General features: G+C 62.8%; 17 protein-coding genes and 1 tRNA gene. 11 read left to right on the forward strand and 7 right to left on the reverse strand.

Annotation, left to right across the window (positions count from 1 at the left end):
* Nucleotides 1–6: 6 nt before the first annotated feature.
* The gene (locus NMG46_RS27975) at nt 7–996 is read right to left on the reverse strand and encodes an ABC transporter permease (protein ID WP_254820554.1); all 990 of its coding nucleotides are present in this window, start codon (nt 994–996) and stop codon (nt 7–9) included.
* On the reverse strand, nt 993–3,551 hold the full coding sequence (locus tag NMG46_RS27980; RefSeq protein ID WP_254820555.1) for an ATP-binding cassette domain-containing protein: 2,559 nt from the start codon (nt 3,549–3,551) through the stop codon (nt 993–995). Before NMG46_RS27980 ends, NMG46_RS27975 begins: the two co-directional genes overlap by 4 nt.
* Nucleotides 3,552–3,625: 74 nt before the next feature.
* Between NMG46_RS27980 and NMG46_RS27985 the strand changes: the two genes are divergently transcribed.
* From NMG46_RS27985 to NMG46_RS27995, 3 genes are all read left to right on the forward strand, one after another.
* On the forward strand, nt 3,626–5,029 hold the full coding sequence (locus tag NMG46_RS27985) for an ROK family transcriptional regulator (RefSeq protein WP_254820556.1): 1,404 nt from the start codon (nt 3,626–3,628) through the stop codon (nt 5,027–5,029).
* Between the two features lie 191 nt (nt 5,030–5,220).
* Nucleotides 5,221–5,421 (forward strand): CsbD family protein, encoded by a 201-nt coding sequence (locus NMG46_RS27990; RefSeq protein ID WP_023677416.1) that lies wholly within the window; start codon nt 5,221–5,223, stop codon nt 5,419–5,421.
* Between the two features lie 505 nt (nt 5,422–5,926).
* Nucleotides 5,927–6,454, forward strand: a complete 528-nt coding sequence (locus tag NMG46_RS27995) for a hypothetical protein (RefSeq protein WP_254820557.1) — start codon at nt 5,927–5,929, stop codon at nt 6,452–6,454.
* 80 nt (nt 6,455–6,534) lie between these two features.
* Here NMG46_RS27995 and NMG46_RS28000 read toward each other — a convergent pair whose 3' ends face one another.
* The gene (locus NMG46_RS28000) at nt 6,535–7,014 is read right to left on the reverse strand and encodes a hypothetical protein (protein ID WP_254820558.1); all 480 of its coding nucleotides are present in this window, start codon (nt 7,012–7,014) and stop codon (nt 6,535–6,537) included.
* A gap of 43 nt (nt 7,015–7,057) precedes the next feature.
* Between NMG46_RS28000 and NMG46_RS28005 the strand changes: the two genes are divergently transcribed.
* Nucleotides 7,058–7,651 (forward strand): SOS response-associated peptidase, encoded by a 594-nt coding sequence (locus tag NMG46_RS28005; protein WP_254820559.1) that lies wholly within the window; start codon nt 7,058–7,060, stop codon nt 7,649–7,651.
* Between the two features lie 92 nt (nt 7,652–7,743).
* On the opposite strand, the gene NMG46_RS28010 is transcribed toward NMG46_RS28005, so the two are convergent.
* The 4 genes from NMG46_RS28010 to NMG46_RS28025 form a co-directional block, all read right to left on the reverse strand.
* Nucleotides 7,744–8,289, reverse strand: a complete 546-nt coding sequence (locus NMG46_RS28010; protein WP_254820560.1) for a group 1 truncated hemoglobin — start codon at nt 8,287–8,289, stop codon at nt 7,744–7,746.
* A gap of 188 nt (nt 8,290–8,477) precedes the next feature.
* Nucleotides 8,478–8,786, reverse strand: coding sequence for a hypothetical protein (locus tag NMG46_RS28015; protein WP_254820561.1), 309 nt, complete (start codon nt 8,784–8,786; stop codon nt 8,478–8,480).
* 117 nt (nt 8,787–8,903) lie between these two features.
* Nucleotides 8,904–9,137: a hypothetical protein gene (locus NMG46_RS28020; RefSeq protein WP_254820562.1), complete on the reverse strand. Its 234-nt coding sequence runs from the start codon at nt 9,135–9,137 to the stop codon at nt 8,904–8,906.
* Between the two features lie 150 nt (nt 9,138–9,287).
* Nucleotides 9,288–9,362 (reverse strand) — tRNA-Thr (locus NMG46_RS28025).
* Between the two features lie 174 nt (nt 9,363–9,536).
* Here NMG46_RS28025 and NMG46_RS28030 point away from each other — a divergent pair.
* From NMG46_RS28030 to infA, 7 genes are all read left to right on the forward strand, one after another.
* Nucleotides 9,537–9,737 carry a hypothetical protein gene (locus NMG46_RS28030; protein WP_254820563.1) on the forward strand — a complete coding sequence of 67 codons (201 nt, stop codon included), beginning with the start codon at nt 9,537–9,539 and terminating at the stop codon, nt 9,735–9,737.
* 157 nt (nt 9,738–9,894) lie between these two features.
* Nucleotides 9,895–11,187, forward strand: a complete 1,293-nt coding sequence (gene murA / locus NMG46_RS28035; RefSeq protein WP_254820564.1) for a UDP-N-acetylglucosamine 1-carboxyvinyltransferase — start codon at nt 9,895–9,897, stop codon at nt 11,185–11,187.
* Nucleotides 11,188–11,280: 93 nt separating this feature from the next.
* Entirely contained in the window at nt 11,281–11,712 is a 432-nt protein-coding gene (locus NMG46_RS28040; RefSeq protein WP_254820565.1) for a DUF2948 family protein, read from the forward strand.
* 4 nt (nt 11,713–11,716) lie between these two features.
* Nucleotides 11,717–13,009 (forward strand): histidinol dehydrogenase, encoded by a 1,293-nt coding sequence (hisD, locus tag NMG46_RS28045; protein ID WP_254820566.1) that lies wholly within the window; start codon nt 11,717–11,719, stop codon nt 13,007–13,009.
* A gap of 2 nt (nt 13,010–13,011) precedes the next feature.
* Nucleotides 13,012–13,497 (forward strand): UPF0262 family protein, encoded by a 486-nt coding sequence (locus NMG46_RS28050; protein ID WP_254820567.1) that lies wholly within the window; start codon nt 13,012–13,014, stop codon nt 13,495–13,497.
* 1 nt (nt 13,498) lies between these two features.
* Nucleotides 13,499–13,966, forward strand: coding sequence for a low molecular weight phosphatase family protein (locus tag NMG46_RS28055; protein WP_302897276.1), 468 nt, complete (start codon nt 13,499–13,501; stop codon nt 13,964–13,966).
* A gap of 89 nt (nt 13,967–14,055) precedes the next feature.
* Entirely contained in the window at nt 14,056–14,274 is a 219-nt protein-coding gene (gene infA, locus NMG46_RS28060) for a translation initiation factor IF-1 (RefSeq protein WP_006200926.1), read from the forward strand.
* The last annotated feature ends 20 nt before the right edge of the window (nt 14,275–14,294 follow it).

Below are 14,294 nucleotides of genomic sequence, written 5' to 3' on the forward strand. Positions count from 1 at the left end.
CCGAGATCACCCCTTTGTCTCGCGCATTGCGCGGGATCTGCTGAGCATCTCCTGTGTGGACCGCCAGTAATTGCCGACCAGCAGCGAACCGATCAGAAGCAGGCCGATGATCATGCCCTGGGCGTCACCACCGATCTGGTTCAGCGCCAGCACGTTGCGGATGATGGCGATGAGGACCAGTGCCAGCATGACGCCGGTCAGGCGGCCCTTGCCGCCAAAGACGCTGACGCCGCCGAGGAGCACGATGGTGATGACGTCGAGTTCCATGCCGAGCGCATTGTTGGCGCGGGCGTTGGAGAGGCGCGCGGTATAGACGATGCCGGCTATGGCGGCGACGACGCCCGAGACGACGAACAGGTTCAGCACCATCCGCCGCGTGTTTATGCCCGAATAGCGCGCCACTTCGGGGCTGCCGCCGAGCGCGTAGATGCGCTTGCCGGTCGGCGTCTTCTGCAGCACGACCGCAAACACCGGCGCCAGCACCAGGAAGGGCACGATGGTCCACGGTATCTCGGTGCCAGGCAGGTTGTTGATGCCGAAATCGACGACCGCGGGCGGCAGGATGTTGACCGAGCCGGTGCCGAGTAGGATGTAGCCAATGCCTCGATAGAGCGCCATGGTGCCGAGCGTCACAACCAACGACTGCAGTCCAAGGCCCGAGACCAGATAGCCGTTGAAGGCGCCGAGCAGGCCGCCGGCGACGAGTGTCAGCGGGATTGCGGCAAGCGTCGGCACACCGGCCTGGACCAGCAAGCCAAAGACGACGGATGTCAGCGCCAGCACCGAGGCGATCGACAGGTCGATCTCGCGGGTGATGATGAGCAGCGTCATCGGCAGGATCAGCAATGCCTTTTCCGAGGCGCTGGCGGCCAGTTGCGAGAGATTGAAGCCGGAAACGAAATTCGGCACGAAGATCGCGGCATAGAGGAAGATGGCTACACAGGAGGTCGCCAGCAGCAGATCCCAGAAATCGATCGAACGGAGGAACTTCTTCATCTCGCCCTCGCCTGTCTTGCCTGCTCGGCGCGCCGTACGATGAAGGTGTCGATGCCGATGGCGACCAGGATCACCAGGCCGTAGACGCCCTGCAGCCACAGCGGATCGACGCGCACCAGCGTCAGCCCGTTCTTGATGACCAGCAGCGTGAGGGCTCCGAGGATGATACCGAGCAGCGTGCCCGAGCCACCGCGGATGGCGACGCCGCCGACCACTGCTGACGCGATCACCGTGAGTTCGAAGCCGAGCGCAACGCGGGCGTCGATGGTCGCATAGCGCGATGCCCACAGCGCGCCGCACAGGCCGCCGAGCAGGCCGGCCATGCCAAAGGCCAGCAGAATGCGCCGGTCGACAGGGATGCCGATAAGACGCGCGCCGTCGGGATTGGAGCCGGCGGCGAACAGTTCGCGCCCGAAGGCGGTGCGATAGAGCAGCACGTAGCCCAGGCACAGGATGACGATTGCGATGACGACGATCAGCGGCACGCCGGCGATCTTCAGGCCTGTCATGTCGAGCCAGGCTTGCGTGACTTCGTCGGCGCTGATCTGGTCGCCGGCTGCCCAGATCGAGTTGAAGCCGCGGAAGATAGACATCGAGGCCAGCGTGACGACGATCGCCGGGATCTTTCCCCTGGTGACGACGAGGCCGTTGATCAGGCCGGCGACGCCACCGACGGCGCATGCGGTCATCAGCCCGATGCCGATGTCGAGCCCTGGATAGGCCTGGACCATGCTGGCCGCCATGTAGGCCGACAGGCCAATCACCGCGGCGATCGAAAGGTCGATGTTGCGGGTGATCAGCACCAGCATCTGCGCGAGCGCTGCAACCACGAGCAGCGCGGCATCCATCGACACGGCGGTCAGGTTTGCAGCGCTCACCATGCGCGGGTTGATGATGGTGACCGGGATCGCGACCGCCAGCATCGCGGCGAGCAGGCCGAACTCCCGCCGCTTCAGTATGTCGAGCGGCCCTTTTCTCTTCTCCTCGCCGGCGGCCTGTGCCGCCGCATCGGCGCTTTCGCCGGCTTTCGTCGCTGCTTCCAGCACCTTTTCCTGGGTGGCTTCGCCCTTGGCAAATTCGGCCGTCCGATGGCCTTCGCGCAGGACGATAATGCGGTCGCACATGCCGATGAGTTCGGGCATTTCGGAGGAGATCAGGATGATGGCCATTCCCTGCGCGGCAAGGTCGGCGATCATCGCATGCACTTCCGCCTTGGTGCCGACATCGATGCCTTGCGTCGGCTCGTCGAGGATGAGGACGCGCGGTTCGGTGCGCAGCCATTTGGCCAACACCACCTTCTGCTGGTTGCCGCCGGACAGTTCCTTCACCGGCTGCGCGTAGCCGGAAAAACGAAGCTTCATGCGTTTCAGCCAACCCGAAACCAGATCGATCGCGCGGTTCGTGCCGTAGAAGCCGGAGCGGGCTGCCTTGTCGAGGATTGGCAGCACCGCATTGTCGAGGATGGAAAAATCCACCACCAGGCTCTGGCCCATGCGGTCTTCCGAGACATAGGCGATGCGCGCATCCATGGCGTCGCGTGCCGAGGCGAAGCGCACAGCTTCGCCGTCGATCAGGATTTCGCCGGCATCGGGCTGGTCGATGCCGAACAGCACGCGCGCGATCTCGGTCCGACCGCTGCCGACCAGGCCGCCGAGCCCGAGCACCTCGCCGGCATGGAGCTGGAGGTCGATATTGGAAAAGCCACCGGCGTGCGAAAGCCCCCTCGCCTCCAGCACCAGTGCGCCGGTGGCGTGGCTTCGTTGCGGATAGAGGTCGGTCACCTCGCGGCCGACCATCATGCCGATGGCGGCGGCGCGGCCAAGCTCGGCCTTCGGCTTGACGCCAATGAGACGTCCGTCGCGCAGCACCGCGATGCGGTCGGCGATGCGGAAGATCTCGTCCATGCGGTGGCCGACGAACATCATCGCCACGCCGTGCAGCCGCAGGTCGGCGACGACAGTGAACAGCCGCTCGACCTCGCGCTGCGACAGGGCGGCCGTCGGCTCGTCCATGATCAGCACCCGCGCGTCGAGCGACAGGGCGCGAGCGATCTCGACCAGTTGCTGTTCGGAGGTGCGCAACGTTCCGAGCCGGGTTTCGGCCGGCACGTCGAGGCCGACTGTCGCCAGCACCCTGCGCGCGCCGGTAAGCATGGCGGCGTTGTCGATGCCGCCGAAGCGGTCGCGCGGCATATGGCCGAGATAGATGTTTTCCGCCACCGAAAGATCAGGGAAAAGGCCGGGATGCTGGTGCATGACCGAGATGCCGGCAGCCTGGGCGTCGTGCGGCGAATGGAAGACCACAGGCTTGCCATCGACTTCGACATGGCCGCCGGTCGGGAGATACACGCCGGCCAGCAGCTTTACGCACGTGCTCTTGCCGGCGCCGTTTTCGCCAAGCAGAGCCAGCACCTCGCCTGAGCGCAATTCGAAGGACGCGTCCTTGAGGGCAATCGTGCCGCCGAAGGCTTTTGTGGCATGAACCAGGGCAACGGGGACAGCCGTGTCGCTCTTCACCATGGCGTCGGCTTCGCCTAATGCGCCCAAGTGCAGCACCTTTCCTCCCTGGTCCTGTTTTTTCAATTTGCTATATTAAATGACTGAATGCCGCAACTGGAAAATTGACTTCCATGGCCGCGAAGGGCACTGTCGCGTCGCGCACGGGTGCGATTGGAGTGGTCTTCCCCGCGGCAGCCAAAGCTGCCGACGACTGGAGTGACTCTGCGGAAATGAGTGGGGAGGCGCCGGTTTTGTCCGGAAAAGGCAGCAATTCAGTCAAGGTGCGGCATTATAACGAGCGCTTCGTGCTTGATGCCATCCGCCGCCTGAAGGAGGCATCCAAGTCAGATCTGGCGCGCGCCGCAAATCTGACGCCGGCCGCGGTCGCCGCTATTGTCGACGGGCTGGAATCGTCAGGATTTGTAAAGCAAGTGGGAAAAAGGTTCGGACAACGCGGATCGCCGTCCACTCTCTACCGACTTGCACCGGAGCGCATCTACAGTGTCGGCATCAAGATCGGCCGGCGCGCGCTGGAAGCCGTGCTCGTCGACTTCGCCGGCGAGGTCCGCTCGCGCGAGTCGCACGAATATCGCTTTCCGGATCCCGACATGGTGCTAAAGGCCGGCAACATGTCGCTGGCCAATTTCGACAAGCTGGTCGAGGGGCTTGGCGATGCCAGCATCGTCGGCGTCGGCATCGCCTCGCCGTATTTCCTCGGCGGCTGGAGCGAGGAGCTCGGCTTTCCCGACGACCTTGGCAGCCGCTGGGAAGCAATCGATCTGACGACGTTCTTCGCCACAAAGCCGAAGACCCCGGTCTTCGTGGAAAACGACGCGTCATCGGCCGCACTCGCCGAGCTCATTCAGGGGATCGGCGCGCGGTTCCGCGACTTCATGCATATCTCGATCGACACCTTTGTCGGTGGCGGACTGGTGCAAGGCGGCAAGGTCCACACCGGGCCGCACGGCAACAGCGCCGCGCTCGGTCCTTTGCCGGTCTCGCCTTCAAGCCTCGATTCGGTGGCGGCCAAGCCGGCACGCTACCAGAGCCTGCTGCATCGCGCTTCGATCTATGTGCTGGTCAATCATCTCAAATCGCGCGGCATCGAAATCAATCGCGTGCGCGAACTCGACCCCTTGCCGCCGGGGGCGCGCGAACCGCTGTCCGAATGGATCGACGATTGCGCCAATGCGCTGGTCGAGGCGATCATCGCCATCACCTCCGTCATCGACATCGAGGCGATCGTTCTCGACAGCATCCTGCCGCGGCCGATCCATCTCGAGCTGCTGGCAAAGGTGCAGACCCAGTTCAACAGGATCAGCGCCATCGGCATCGTGGCGCCGGAAATCGTGTCGGGACAATTCGGCCCCGAGGCCTCGCCGATCGGCGCGGCGATGCTGCCGTTCTCGGCACTGTTGGCGCCCGACAGCGGCGTGCTGATGATCGGCAAGGACAGAACGATGCTGCTGGGCAGCCTGTCGAGACTTGCCAGCCAAAGCCAACCAGGAAGAAGCTCAGCGACGTCAACGGGATAGGGTGGCGCTGCAAGGATCATCAAGCTCCAGGCATCATCAACATCACCTCGCAGTCCGGCACGGGCACGGCGGGCTTTTTGCGCCGGCACCGGAACTTTTAGCGGCCGCTAATCTTCATTCGTCACCGACATTGAAATGCCGATCGGTCCGCGCTCCGCTTCAGTGCGGGCCCAGGAAGCAAGGAGGAACATATGAACTGGGATCAAATCAAGGGAAAATGGACGCAGTTCAAAGGCAAGGCGAAAGAGCAGTGGGGTGACTTAACCGACGATGATCTTGATCGGATCGAGGGCAACCGGGACCAGCTCTTGGGGCGTATCCAGGAGCGATATGGCATCGCCAAGGAAGAGGCGGAGCGCCAGGTTGATGACTGGTCCAGAAGCATCAGCTGAGCCTTGGACGCAACGCGGTCTTCTCCCACCGGGGTGAACTCGCGTCGCCCGCCGTGCCGACTGGTGCGGTGGGCTCTTTCGACTGGCAGGCCCCGCGAGGAACCTTTAGCCGTATCTAATGTTCTACTTGCGTGGCGGGCTTCGCCCCGGCGTGCGCCCCGCCCGGAGGCGAAGGAGTGCAATCATGAACAACATTATCTGGCTGGTCGGCGCGATAGTGATCGTAATAGCCATTTTGAGTTTTTTGGGTCTGCGATAGCATCTGAACCGTCTCTTCGAGCTGGCGACCGTCCCCGCGCGGCATGGCCTCAGCACGCCCAAGCTGGTCAGACTTAGGTCCCAAGCAAGACACTCTGGGGTTGGACCGAAGCCTCGGCTGAGGAACGTAGCCGGCTGGCTCACGTTGTGGTGAGCTTTGGCGCGACGAAGATGCGTCCGGACGGAAGAGTTCAAAGCCAGGGAGGAGAGGCCCGACGCTGCTAACGAGCGTCGGGCCTGGGCGTAAATGCAAACAATCAGCAGACTGTTCAATTCCCATGCCCAGGCAGCACGTGCCGTTGCCGCGCTTCAGGCTGCCGGGATTCGCCGTCGCCAGATCAGCGTGGTCGGATCTTACAACGACAATGATGAACCGATCAGCGTTGCTGGATATTACGACGATGAGATGAGCGCTGTCTGGCGGAGCGCCGTCGCCGGTGCCGCACTTGGCGCCACGGCTGGTCTGTTAGCCGGTTTCAGCGCTTTTGGAGCTCAAGACGTTGATCCTGCGGGGATGACCGGCATGGCTCTGGTCGGTGCGGCGTGGGGCGGCTTTGCCGGCGTGCTTCTCGGAACTTTGGCCAATTTCGCCCAGAAGCCGCGCAAGCCGAAGATCGCAGAAGGTGTCATACTGGTGATGGCCCGGGTCGATGAAAGGCAGGCCGGCGCCGCGCATACGGTGCTCCGGAGTTTCGCGGAGATGCCTTCCGGGCCGATGAAGAGGAGCGCTTTGCCAAATTCAAGCCGGCTCCGCGTCCGATCTGGTGCCCGATGAAGTTTGGTTCGCGAAAGAGCAATTCAAACCGGAGGCGCCCGACGAAAGCTTGGCAAACCAACACTTTGGAAGCATGGGGGCTACTTACCGTCGTGTTGTCCTTTATTCTTACCGTTCTGTTGGCTGGTCTCATCCTTGGCTGAACCGAACCATGCCCTAGCCACCGGCGACACTATGCCCGGCAATTGGCGAAGGTTGTGGCCAGTTCGAAGGATTAAACCATTCGTGCTAAGCGTTAATAGCTTGTAGCCATAGGAGAGGACGCCGACGTGGACAAACGGGCTGAAGGAGACAGGGAGAAATTGGCCCGAGGCGAGTTCGAGCTCAAAGCCGAACGATATGGTGTGAACGCCTTTCTTCTCGTTGTCGAGCTTGTAAATCTGCTGGAAAAGCGCGGATTGATCAGCAGCGACGACGTCGCGAAAATAGCCGAGGCCGCCGCACTTGCCGTCGCCGCATCCAGTCAACCTGACGTGAACAGCATCAATCTGTTGCAGACCATCGCTGCCGCACGCCGGCCCAAATAGGCTTATATCAAATCCGCCGGCAATCAGCGCCAACCAAACGCTATGGATTGAACGGTCGAGCGTACGGAGCCTTTCCATGTGCAATGACTACGAGCAGCACATCGCCTGGGCCGAATACTGCCGGATGATGGAATCGCTGGCGCTCAAAATCCCCAGCCATCAAACCGAACTGGATCTGCCGCAGGCGGATGACATCCACATCAACGACCCCGGGCCTGTAATGCGCGCCGCCGGCGACGCAATCGAACTGGCGTCGATGACGTTCGGCTTTCCCCCGGCCGGGCCAAAAGGTGGACCTGTATTCAACTTTCGCTCGGAGGGCCGGCAGTTCGGCAACAGCAAGCGCTGTCTTGTTCCGGCGTCGGCATTCTTCGAATTCACGGGACCGAAATATCCAAAAACCAAGCACAGGTTCACGCTGAATGGCCATTCGTTCATGGCGATTGCCGGGTTGTGGCGCGAGGGAACCGGCAACAAGCCGCCGACGTTCACGATGCTGACGAGCGAGCCGGGGCCGGACGTGGCGCCATATCACAACCGGCAAGTGGTTGTGCTGCGGCCATCGGACTGGGCGGCCTGGATCCACCTGACGAGGTCCGAGGCTGAACTCCTGCGCCCGTTGCCGGAAGGGTCGCTCAGAGTCGAGACAGTTCGGGTGGGTTCGGAGTAGGAACCATGGGAAAATTGCGCGGTGCGGCTGCGCCGCATAGCCACGGCGCCGCGCCCCATGCCCAGAACGAATGCCCGCGCGATATAAGCGCTTCAGCCCGGCTTGACGTAGCCGGCGGTGACCTCGTCCTTGTGAGCGGCGAAAGCTTCCAGGACTTCGGTTTTCTCAGGCTTCGGAATTTTGAAATGATCCAAGGTCCGCCCGAGTTCCGCTGCGACCTCATCGAATTCCGCGGGGGAAATCCGCAGGTCGCGATGTGCCTCCTCGAGGCCGAGCGGCGTCGTGCCGGGCTTGGTGGCGACGAACTTGAAGGGCCCGCCAGAAACGTCGCAGACCCACAGCGTCCGCATGAACTTGAGGCCGGGCAACCTTTCAAGGTTCTTGGTGTGCCATTTGCGCAATTGTGGGTTCTTGGACTTCTTGCCGACAATCGGGTTCATCACGACGGCGTCGCTGAAATGATCGATCACCGCTGCAATGGCGAACACACCCCCCAGCCGCTCATATAGAGTTTTCCCCGATGTGGTTTTCTTAGCCTGGGCGAATGCGTTATCGGCAGGCAATACCGCCGTCGATGCGGCGGCCAGCGCCAGCCCGGCGACAACACTTCGTCTTGTCAAAGAGGTCGAAATTTTCATCCCTGGTTCCCTTCGAGGTTAGGCCAGAGCAAGCCGCAGCCTGTCTGGCGGGCTTCATGAAGTGACATTCGGACACGTTGCCGTATTTTTAGCATCGTCTAATGAACTAACGCGCCCTTCGCCCGAATTATTCCGATGGACGGCATTGCCGTGGTCAACATGCGTAAGGTCGCGCGGATGAGGAAGGCTCAAGCACGCGTCGCCGCGCGCGGCAGCGGTCGCGAAGCCATTTCGGCCGCATCGGCGGCCCGATCGATGTTGTTGCGGGCACCGTAGTGTTCCTGGCCTTGCTGGCGGCGGTCGCCTGCGGCCAATAGCCTGTGCTTTTCGAAGATCGCTAGCTTCTGCGGATAGGTGATCCGCACCTTTGCGTTGCACCCGTCGCATTTGAAGTGCGCGATTGTTCTTAGTGCAGAGCCCTTTCTTACCGCCGGATGCGAGCAATCCGGACATTCGAATGTGAGCGCGACATCTGATAAGTCTTCGGCTAAGCCCATTTCCATCCCCTTCGCAAGCTCGGTGGCTACACTCTGGCGATTCTCAATGAGCAATTCAGATACCAAATGGCTGTGCCAAAGCGGGACTAGGCCAATTCGCCCCAGAACGTTGCGAAGCTAGTGCGCCTTCTCTGTGCCTTTTGAGCCACGAAGAGACCTAACTTCCTCCAGCAGCTCGCGCTCATTGGTAGTCACATTTCGGAAGATTGCGACAATCATCACCGCCAAGGCTTCGGCAGCCAGGCTTAAAGGATCAATGTGCTCATCTGCGCAAACCTGATCAAACACGCGTTCACAAATAGCCAAATCGTGAGGGCTGAGGCGGGTGCGATTGAAACGCCGGCGCGACATTTGCGAGCCTTCGAGGCCGCTGCCCGTGCAAAAGAAGCGGGTCTTCGCAAGAAACGCGAGTCATTGAGCGATTGTTCCCGGCTGCAAGCTTTGTCAAGCCGGCTGCAGCGGGCAGACCAGTTGGCGCTGACAGGTGCATGCTGAATTCGATGGTGCTGCGAGAGAGGATTGAACTCTCGACCTCTCCCTTACCAAGGGAGTGCTCTACCACTGAGCTACCGCAGCCGCCGATGGCGGGGCTTCTGCCATATCGAACCGGCAAGCGCAAGGCCAAGACAAGGGGCACAAACGGGGCCGGGTTGAAAGGCCGCACCAGGCAATCGTTGCGGACATGGCCGTGCCACAATGTTGGCTATCCCTTGATCCGTACCGGCGGGTCGCCGGGCCGGGGACGGAACGATGAACGACAAGGCAGTTTCTCCGAACAAGCCACCGAAGAAGGATGGTTCCGCGAAAAAGGCAGGAACTGGCCGCAAGGACCGGCTGGCCGAGCAGTTGCGCGCCAATCTGCAGAAGCGCAAGGCGCAATTGCGCTCACGAAGGACCGGCGACGCCGACCAGCGGCCGGACGGGGTGCAGGCGGAGATGAAAAAAGATTAACGCGAATCGGCTATGTTGGTCCCCGGTATTTGGCCAAATCAGCGTGGGCCAAAGTGGGGAATAGCCTGTTTCTTGAACCAAGCCGGCCAATGGTCTAGATCGTCGGCAACAGACTCAACCGATTTAAACCGGCCTTATAGCCGAGGGGACGCTCTTCATGGATCGCATCAGAATTGTCGGCGGCAACAAGCTTGCCGGAAGCATCCCGATCTCGGGCGCGAAAAACGCCGCGCTGCCGCTGATGATCGCCGCGCTTTTGACCGACGACACGCTGACGCTGGAAAACGTGCCGCATCTGGCCGATGTCGAACAGCTCATCCGCATCCTCGGCAATCACGGCGTCGACTATTCGGTCAATGGCCGCCGCGAAAAGCAGCAGGAAGGCTATTCGCGCACCATCACTTTCTCCGCCCGCAACATTGTCGACACGACGGCGCCTTACGAGCTGGTGTCGAAGATGCGGGCCTCGTTCTGGGTGATCGGGCCGCTGCTGGCCCGCATGGGCGAAGCCAAGGTGTCGCTGCCCGGTGGCTGCGCGATCGGCACGCGCCCAGTCGACCTCTTCCTCGAAGGCCTGCAGGCGCTGGGCGCCGATATCGACGTCGACACCGGCTACGTCATCGCCAAAGCCAGGAACGGCCGGCTTGTCGGCAACCGTTATGTGTTCCCGAAAGTCTCGGTCGGCGCCACCCATGTGCTGATGATGGCGGCCTCGCTGGCCAAGGGCGAGACGGTGCTCGAAAACGCCGCCCGCGAGCCGGAGATCGTCAACCTCGCCGAATGCCTCAACGCCATGGGCGCGAAGATCTCCGGCGCCGGCACGGCGGCCATCACCATCGACGGCGTCGAGGCGCTGTCGGGCGCCCGCGTCAGGGTGATCCCCGACCGTATCGAGACCGGCACCTATGCGATGGCGGTGGCGATGACCGGCGGCGACGTCGTGCTGGAAGGCGCGCGGCCCGATCTGTTGCAGACGGTGCTGGACATCATTTCGCAGACCGGCGCCGAGATCTCGCAGACCAATTCCGGCATCCGCGTCAGGCGCAATGGCGCCGGCATTTCACCGGTTGACGTGACGACGGCGCCCTTCCCGGCTTTCCCGACCGATCTGCAGGCGCAGTTCATGGGCCTGATGACGATGGCCAAGGGCAAGTCGCGCATCACCGAGACGATCTTCGAAAACCGCTTCATGCACGTCCAGGAACTCGCCCGGCTCGGCGCCCACATCACGCTGTCCGGCCAGACCGCGATCGTCGACGGGGTGGCGAAGCTGAAGGGCGCGCCGGTCATGGCGACCGATCTTCGCGCCTCGGTGTCGCTGGTCATCGCCGGCCTCGCCGCCGAAGGCGAAACCACGGTCAACCGCGTCTACCATCTCGACCGCGGCTTCGAGCGGCTGGAGGAAAAGCTGTCCGGCTGCGGCGCGGAGATCGAGCGCATTTCGGGCTAGAGCCTTTCCGCAGGGCTTGTGGCGCGGTTGCACGGACCGGAAAGACCGCCTAACAGAAGGCTGAATAGTCCAACCTTCAGGTGTGAAATCCGCATGGCCCTCAAGCTTGTTGCGCTCGACGATCAGGATCTGAGCATCATCTCGGCGCATGTCCAGGATGCCGTCATGAAGGTCAGCGATCTTGAATACCTGCCTTCGGTAAAGCGCTTCGTGCTGACCATGAATCGCTTCGTCTGGGAGGCCAAATCCGGCTTCTTTCGCCAGCACAATGAGCGGCGGCAGGCCGTGCTGCATTTCGACCGGGTGCTCGGCGCCAAGACCAGCGGCATTGCCCGCGACAAGCCCGACGAAGTGCTGTCGCTGCTGGCGATCAGCTTTCTCGCGCTCGACAAGCCGGCCGGCATCGTCGAGCTGATCTTTTCGGGCGGCGGCGCGATCATGCTCGATGTCGAATGCATCGAGGCGCGGCTTGCCGATGTCGGCGGCGCCTGGGAAGCGACGTCGCGCCCGGCCCACAGGGTTTGAGCCGATGGCCATCACGCTTCGCCAGTCCGACGCCGATTTCGAGCAGCGCTTTGCCGCGTTCCTGCTGACCAAGCGGGAAGTCTCGGCCGATGTCGACGCCGTGGTGCGTGAGATCATCGCCAAGGTGCGCGCCGAGGGCGACGCCGCGCTGGTCGACTACACGCAGAAATTCGGCGGCGGCGACCTGGCCGAGCTCGGCATCGCCGTCTCCAGGAACGACATTGCCAAGGCTTACGATGCAGCCGACGCGCAAACGGTCGAGGCGCTGAAATTCGCCCGCGAGCGCATCCGCGCCCATCACCAGCGCCAGCTGCCGCAGGACGACCGCTACACCGATGCCGCCGGCGTCGAGCTCGGCTCGCGCTGGACGGCGATCGAGGCCGTGGGGCTCTATGTGCCGGGCGGCACGGCGAGCTATCCGAGCTCGGTGCTGATGAACGCGGTGCCGGCCAAGGTCGCCGGCGTCGAGCGCATCGCCATGGTGGTGCCGGCCTCCGGCGGCGACGTGCCGCCGCTGGTGCTGGTGGCAGCGGACCTTGCCGGCGTCTCAGAAATCTACCGCGTCGGTGGCGCCCAGGCGATCGCCGCCCTTGCCTATGGCACCGAAACGATAAAACCCGTCGCCAAGATCGTCGGCCCCGGCAATGCCTATGTCGCGGCGGCCAAGCGCCAGGTGTTCGGAACGGTTGGCATCGACATGATCGCCGGGCCCTCGGAAGTGCTGGTTGTGGCGGACGGCAGCAACGATCCGGACTGGATCGCCGCCGACCTGCTCGCCCAGGCCGAGCACGACGTATCGTCGCAATCGATCCTGATCACCGATGATTCTGCCTTTGGCGAGGCGGTCGAACAGGCGGTGGAGCGGCAGTTGCAGAACCTGCCGCGCGGAGAAACGGCGGCGGCGAGCTGGCGCGATTTCGGCGCGGTGATCCTGGTGCCGACGATCGAGGCGGCACTGCCGCTGGTCGACCGCATCGCCGCCGAACATGTCGAGCTTGCCATCGACGATCCCGAGGCATTCCTGGCGCGGATGCGCAATGCCGGCGCAGTGTTTCTCGGCCGCCATACGCCGGAAGCCATCGGCGACTATGTCGCCGGCTCCAACCACGTGCTGCCGACAGCGCGCTCAGCGCGCTTCTCGTCCGGACTTTCGGTGCTCGATTTCGTCAAGCGCACTTCGGTCCTGAAGCTCGGGCCGGAGCAGTTGCGGGCGCTGGCGCCGGCGGCGATTACGCTCGCCAAGGCGGAAGGCCTCGATGCGCATGGACGCTCCGTCGGCATCCGGCTGAACATGTAGAAATGTCCGACTACGACCAAACCCGCGCCAGGCTGATCGATGTCGAGCTCGACGAGACGATCGGCCGCTCGACGCCCGATGTCGAGCATGAGCGGGCGGTGGCGATCTTCGACCTGATCGAGGAGAACCGTTTTCAACCGGTCAATGACGATGGCGCCGGGCCGTACCGACTAAAACTGTCGCTGGCCGAATCCCGGCTGGTTTTCGCCGTGACGCGTGAGGACGGCGCAGCCGTGGTCACCCACATCCTGTCGCTGACGCCACTCAGGCGCATCGTCAAGGATTACTACATGATCTGCGAAAGCTATTATGATGCCATCCGAAGCGCGACGCCCAGCCATATCGAGGCGATCGACATGGGCCGGCGCGGCCTGCACAATGAAGGCTCGCAAACGCTGATGGACCGGCTTGCCGGCAAGATCGAGATTGACTTCGACACGGCGCGCCGGCTGTTCACGCTGATTTGCGTGCTGCACTGGCGAGGCTGAACTGGCCGCCCCGCTGCCCCGCTCGATCCTGCCCCGCTCGATCCTGTTTGTCTGCGGCATGAACGCAGTGCGCTCGCCGATGGCCGAATTGCTGGCACGCAAGGTGCTCCCGCCCACCACCTTCGTCGCCTCGGCCGGGGTGCGCGGCGGGGAACGCGATCCGTTCGTCGATGCCGTGCTGGCCGAAGAGGGCCTTTCACTGGGCGAACGGCACCCGAGAACGATGGACGACCTCGAGGACGATTATTTCGACCTGATCGTGACGCTGGCGCCGGAAGCCCACCACACCGCGCTCGAGCTCACCCGTTCGCTGGCCGTCGAGGTCGAATATTGGCCGATGCCCGACCCGACCGGCGTCGGCGGCACGCGCGAGCAGATCATGGCTGCCTATCGCGACGTGCGCGAGCGGCTGAAGGCGCGGATCGGCCGCCGTTTTCTCGGCAACGGGGCTGAAAACGCCGCGGATTAAGCATGTTCACAAGCGGACGTTTATCATATAGGTTCCGCGCAACTTTCCGGCCGGGGCGCTGGAAGTACCCATCCAAGCAAAGGTATCGAATGCCGAAGGAAGAAGTCCTCGAGTTTCCGGGTGTCGTCACGGAACTGCTGCCCAACGCGATGTTCAGGGTCAAGCTCGAAAACGAACATGAAATCATCGCCCATACGGCCGGCCGCATGCGCAAGAACCGCATCCGCGTTCTGACCGGCGACAAGGTCCTGGTCGAGATGACGCCCTACGACCTGACCAAGGGCCGCATCACCTACCGCTTCAAGTAAGTTCAAGGACCCGGCCGGGA

Origin of the sequence: Mesorhizobium sp. LMG 17147, assembly GCF_024297145.1 — a bacterium.
Lineage (GTDB): Bacteria > Pseudomonadota > Alphaproteobacteria > Rhizobiales > Rhizobiaceae > Mesorhizobium.

Coding starts and splice junctions, on each gene's coding strand:
- infA (WP_006200926.1), top strand. CDS start 14,056: ATGCCGAAGGAAGAAGTCCTCGAGTTTCCGGGTGTCGTCACGGAACTG.
- NMG46_RS28020 (WP_254820562.1), bottom strand. CDS start 9,137: ATGTCGCGCCGGCGTTTCAATCGCACCCGCCTCAGCCCTCACGATTTG.
- NMG46_RS28050 (WP_254820567.1), top strand. CDS start 13,012: ATGTCCGACTACGACCAAACCCGCGCCAGGCTGATCGATGTCGAGCTC.
- NMG46_RS27990 (WP_023677416.1), top strand. CDS start 5,221: ATGAACTGGGATCAAATCAAGGGAAAATGGACGCAGTTCAAAGGCAAG.
- NMG46_RS28010 (WP_254820560.1), bottom strand. CDS start 8,289: ATGAAAATTTCGACCTCTTTGACAAGACGAAGTGTTGTCGCCGGGCTG.
- NMG46_RS28030 (WP_254820563.1), top strand. CDS start 9,537: ATGAACGACAAGGCAGTTTCTCCGAACAAGCCACCGAAGAAGGATGGT.
- NMG46_RS28040 (WP_254820565.1), top strand. CDS start 11,281: ATGGCCCTCAAGCTTGTTGCGCTCGACGATCAGGATCTGAGCATCATC.
- NMG46_RS27985 (WP_254820556.1), top strand. CDS start 3,626: ATGGCCGCGAAGGGCACTGTCGCGTCGCGCACGGGTGCGATTGGAGTG.
- NMG46_RS27995 (WP_254820557.1), top strand. CDS start 5,927: ATGCAAACAATCAGCAGACTGTTCAATTCCCATGCCCAGGCAGCACGT.
- NMG46_RS27975 (WP_254820554.1), bottom strand. CDS start 996: ATGAAGAAGTTCCTCCGTTCGATCGATTTCTGGGATCTGCTGCTGGCG.
- NMG46_RS28015 (WP_254820561.1), bottom strand. CDS start 8,786: ATGGGCTTAGCCGAAGACTTATCAGATGTCGCGCTCACATTCGAATGT.
- NMG46_RS28005 (WP_254820559.1), top strand. CDS start 7,058: ATGTGCAATGACTACGAGCAGCACATCGCCTGGGCCGAATACTGCCGG.
- murA (WP_254820564.1), top strand. CDS start 9,895: ATGGATCGCATCAGAATTGTCGGCGGCAACAAGCTTGCCGGAAGCATC.
- hisD (WP_254820566.1), top strand. CDS start 11,717: ATGGCCATCACGCTTCGCCAGTCCGACGCCGATTTCGAGCAGCGCTTT.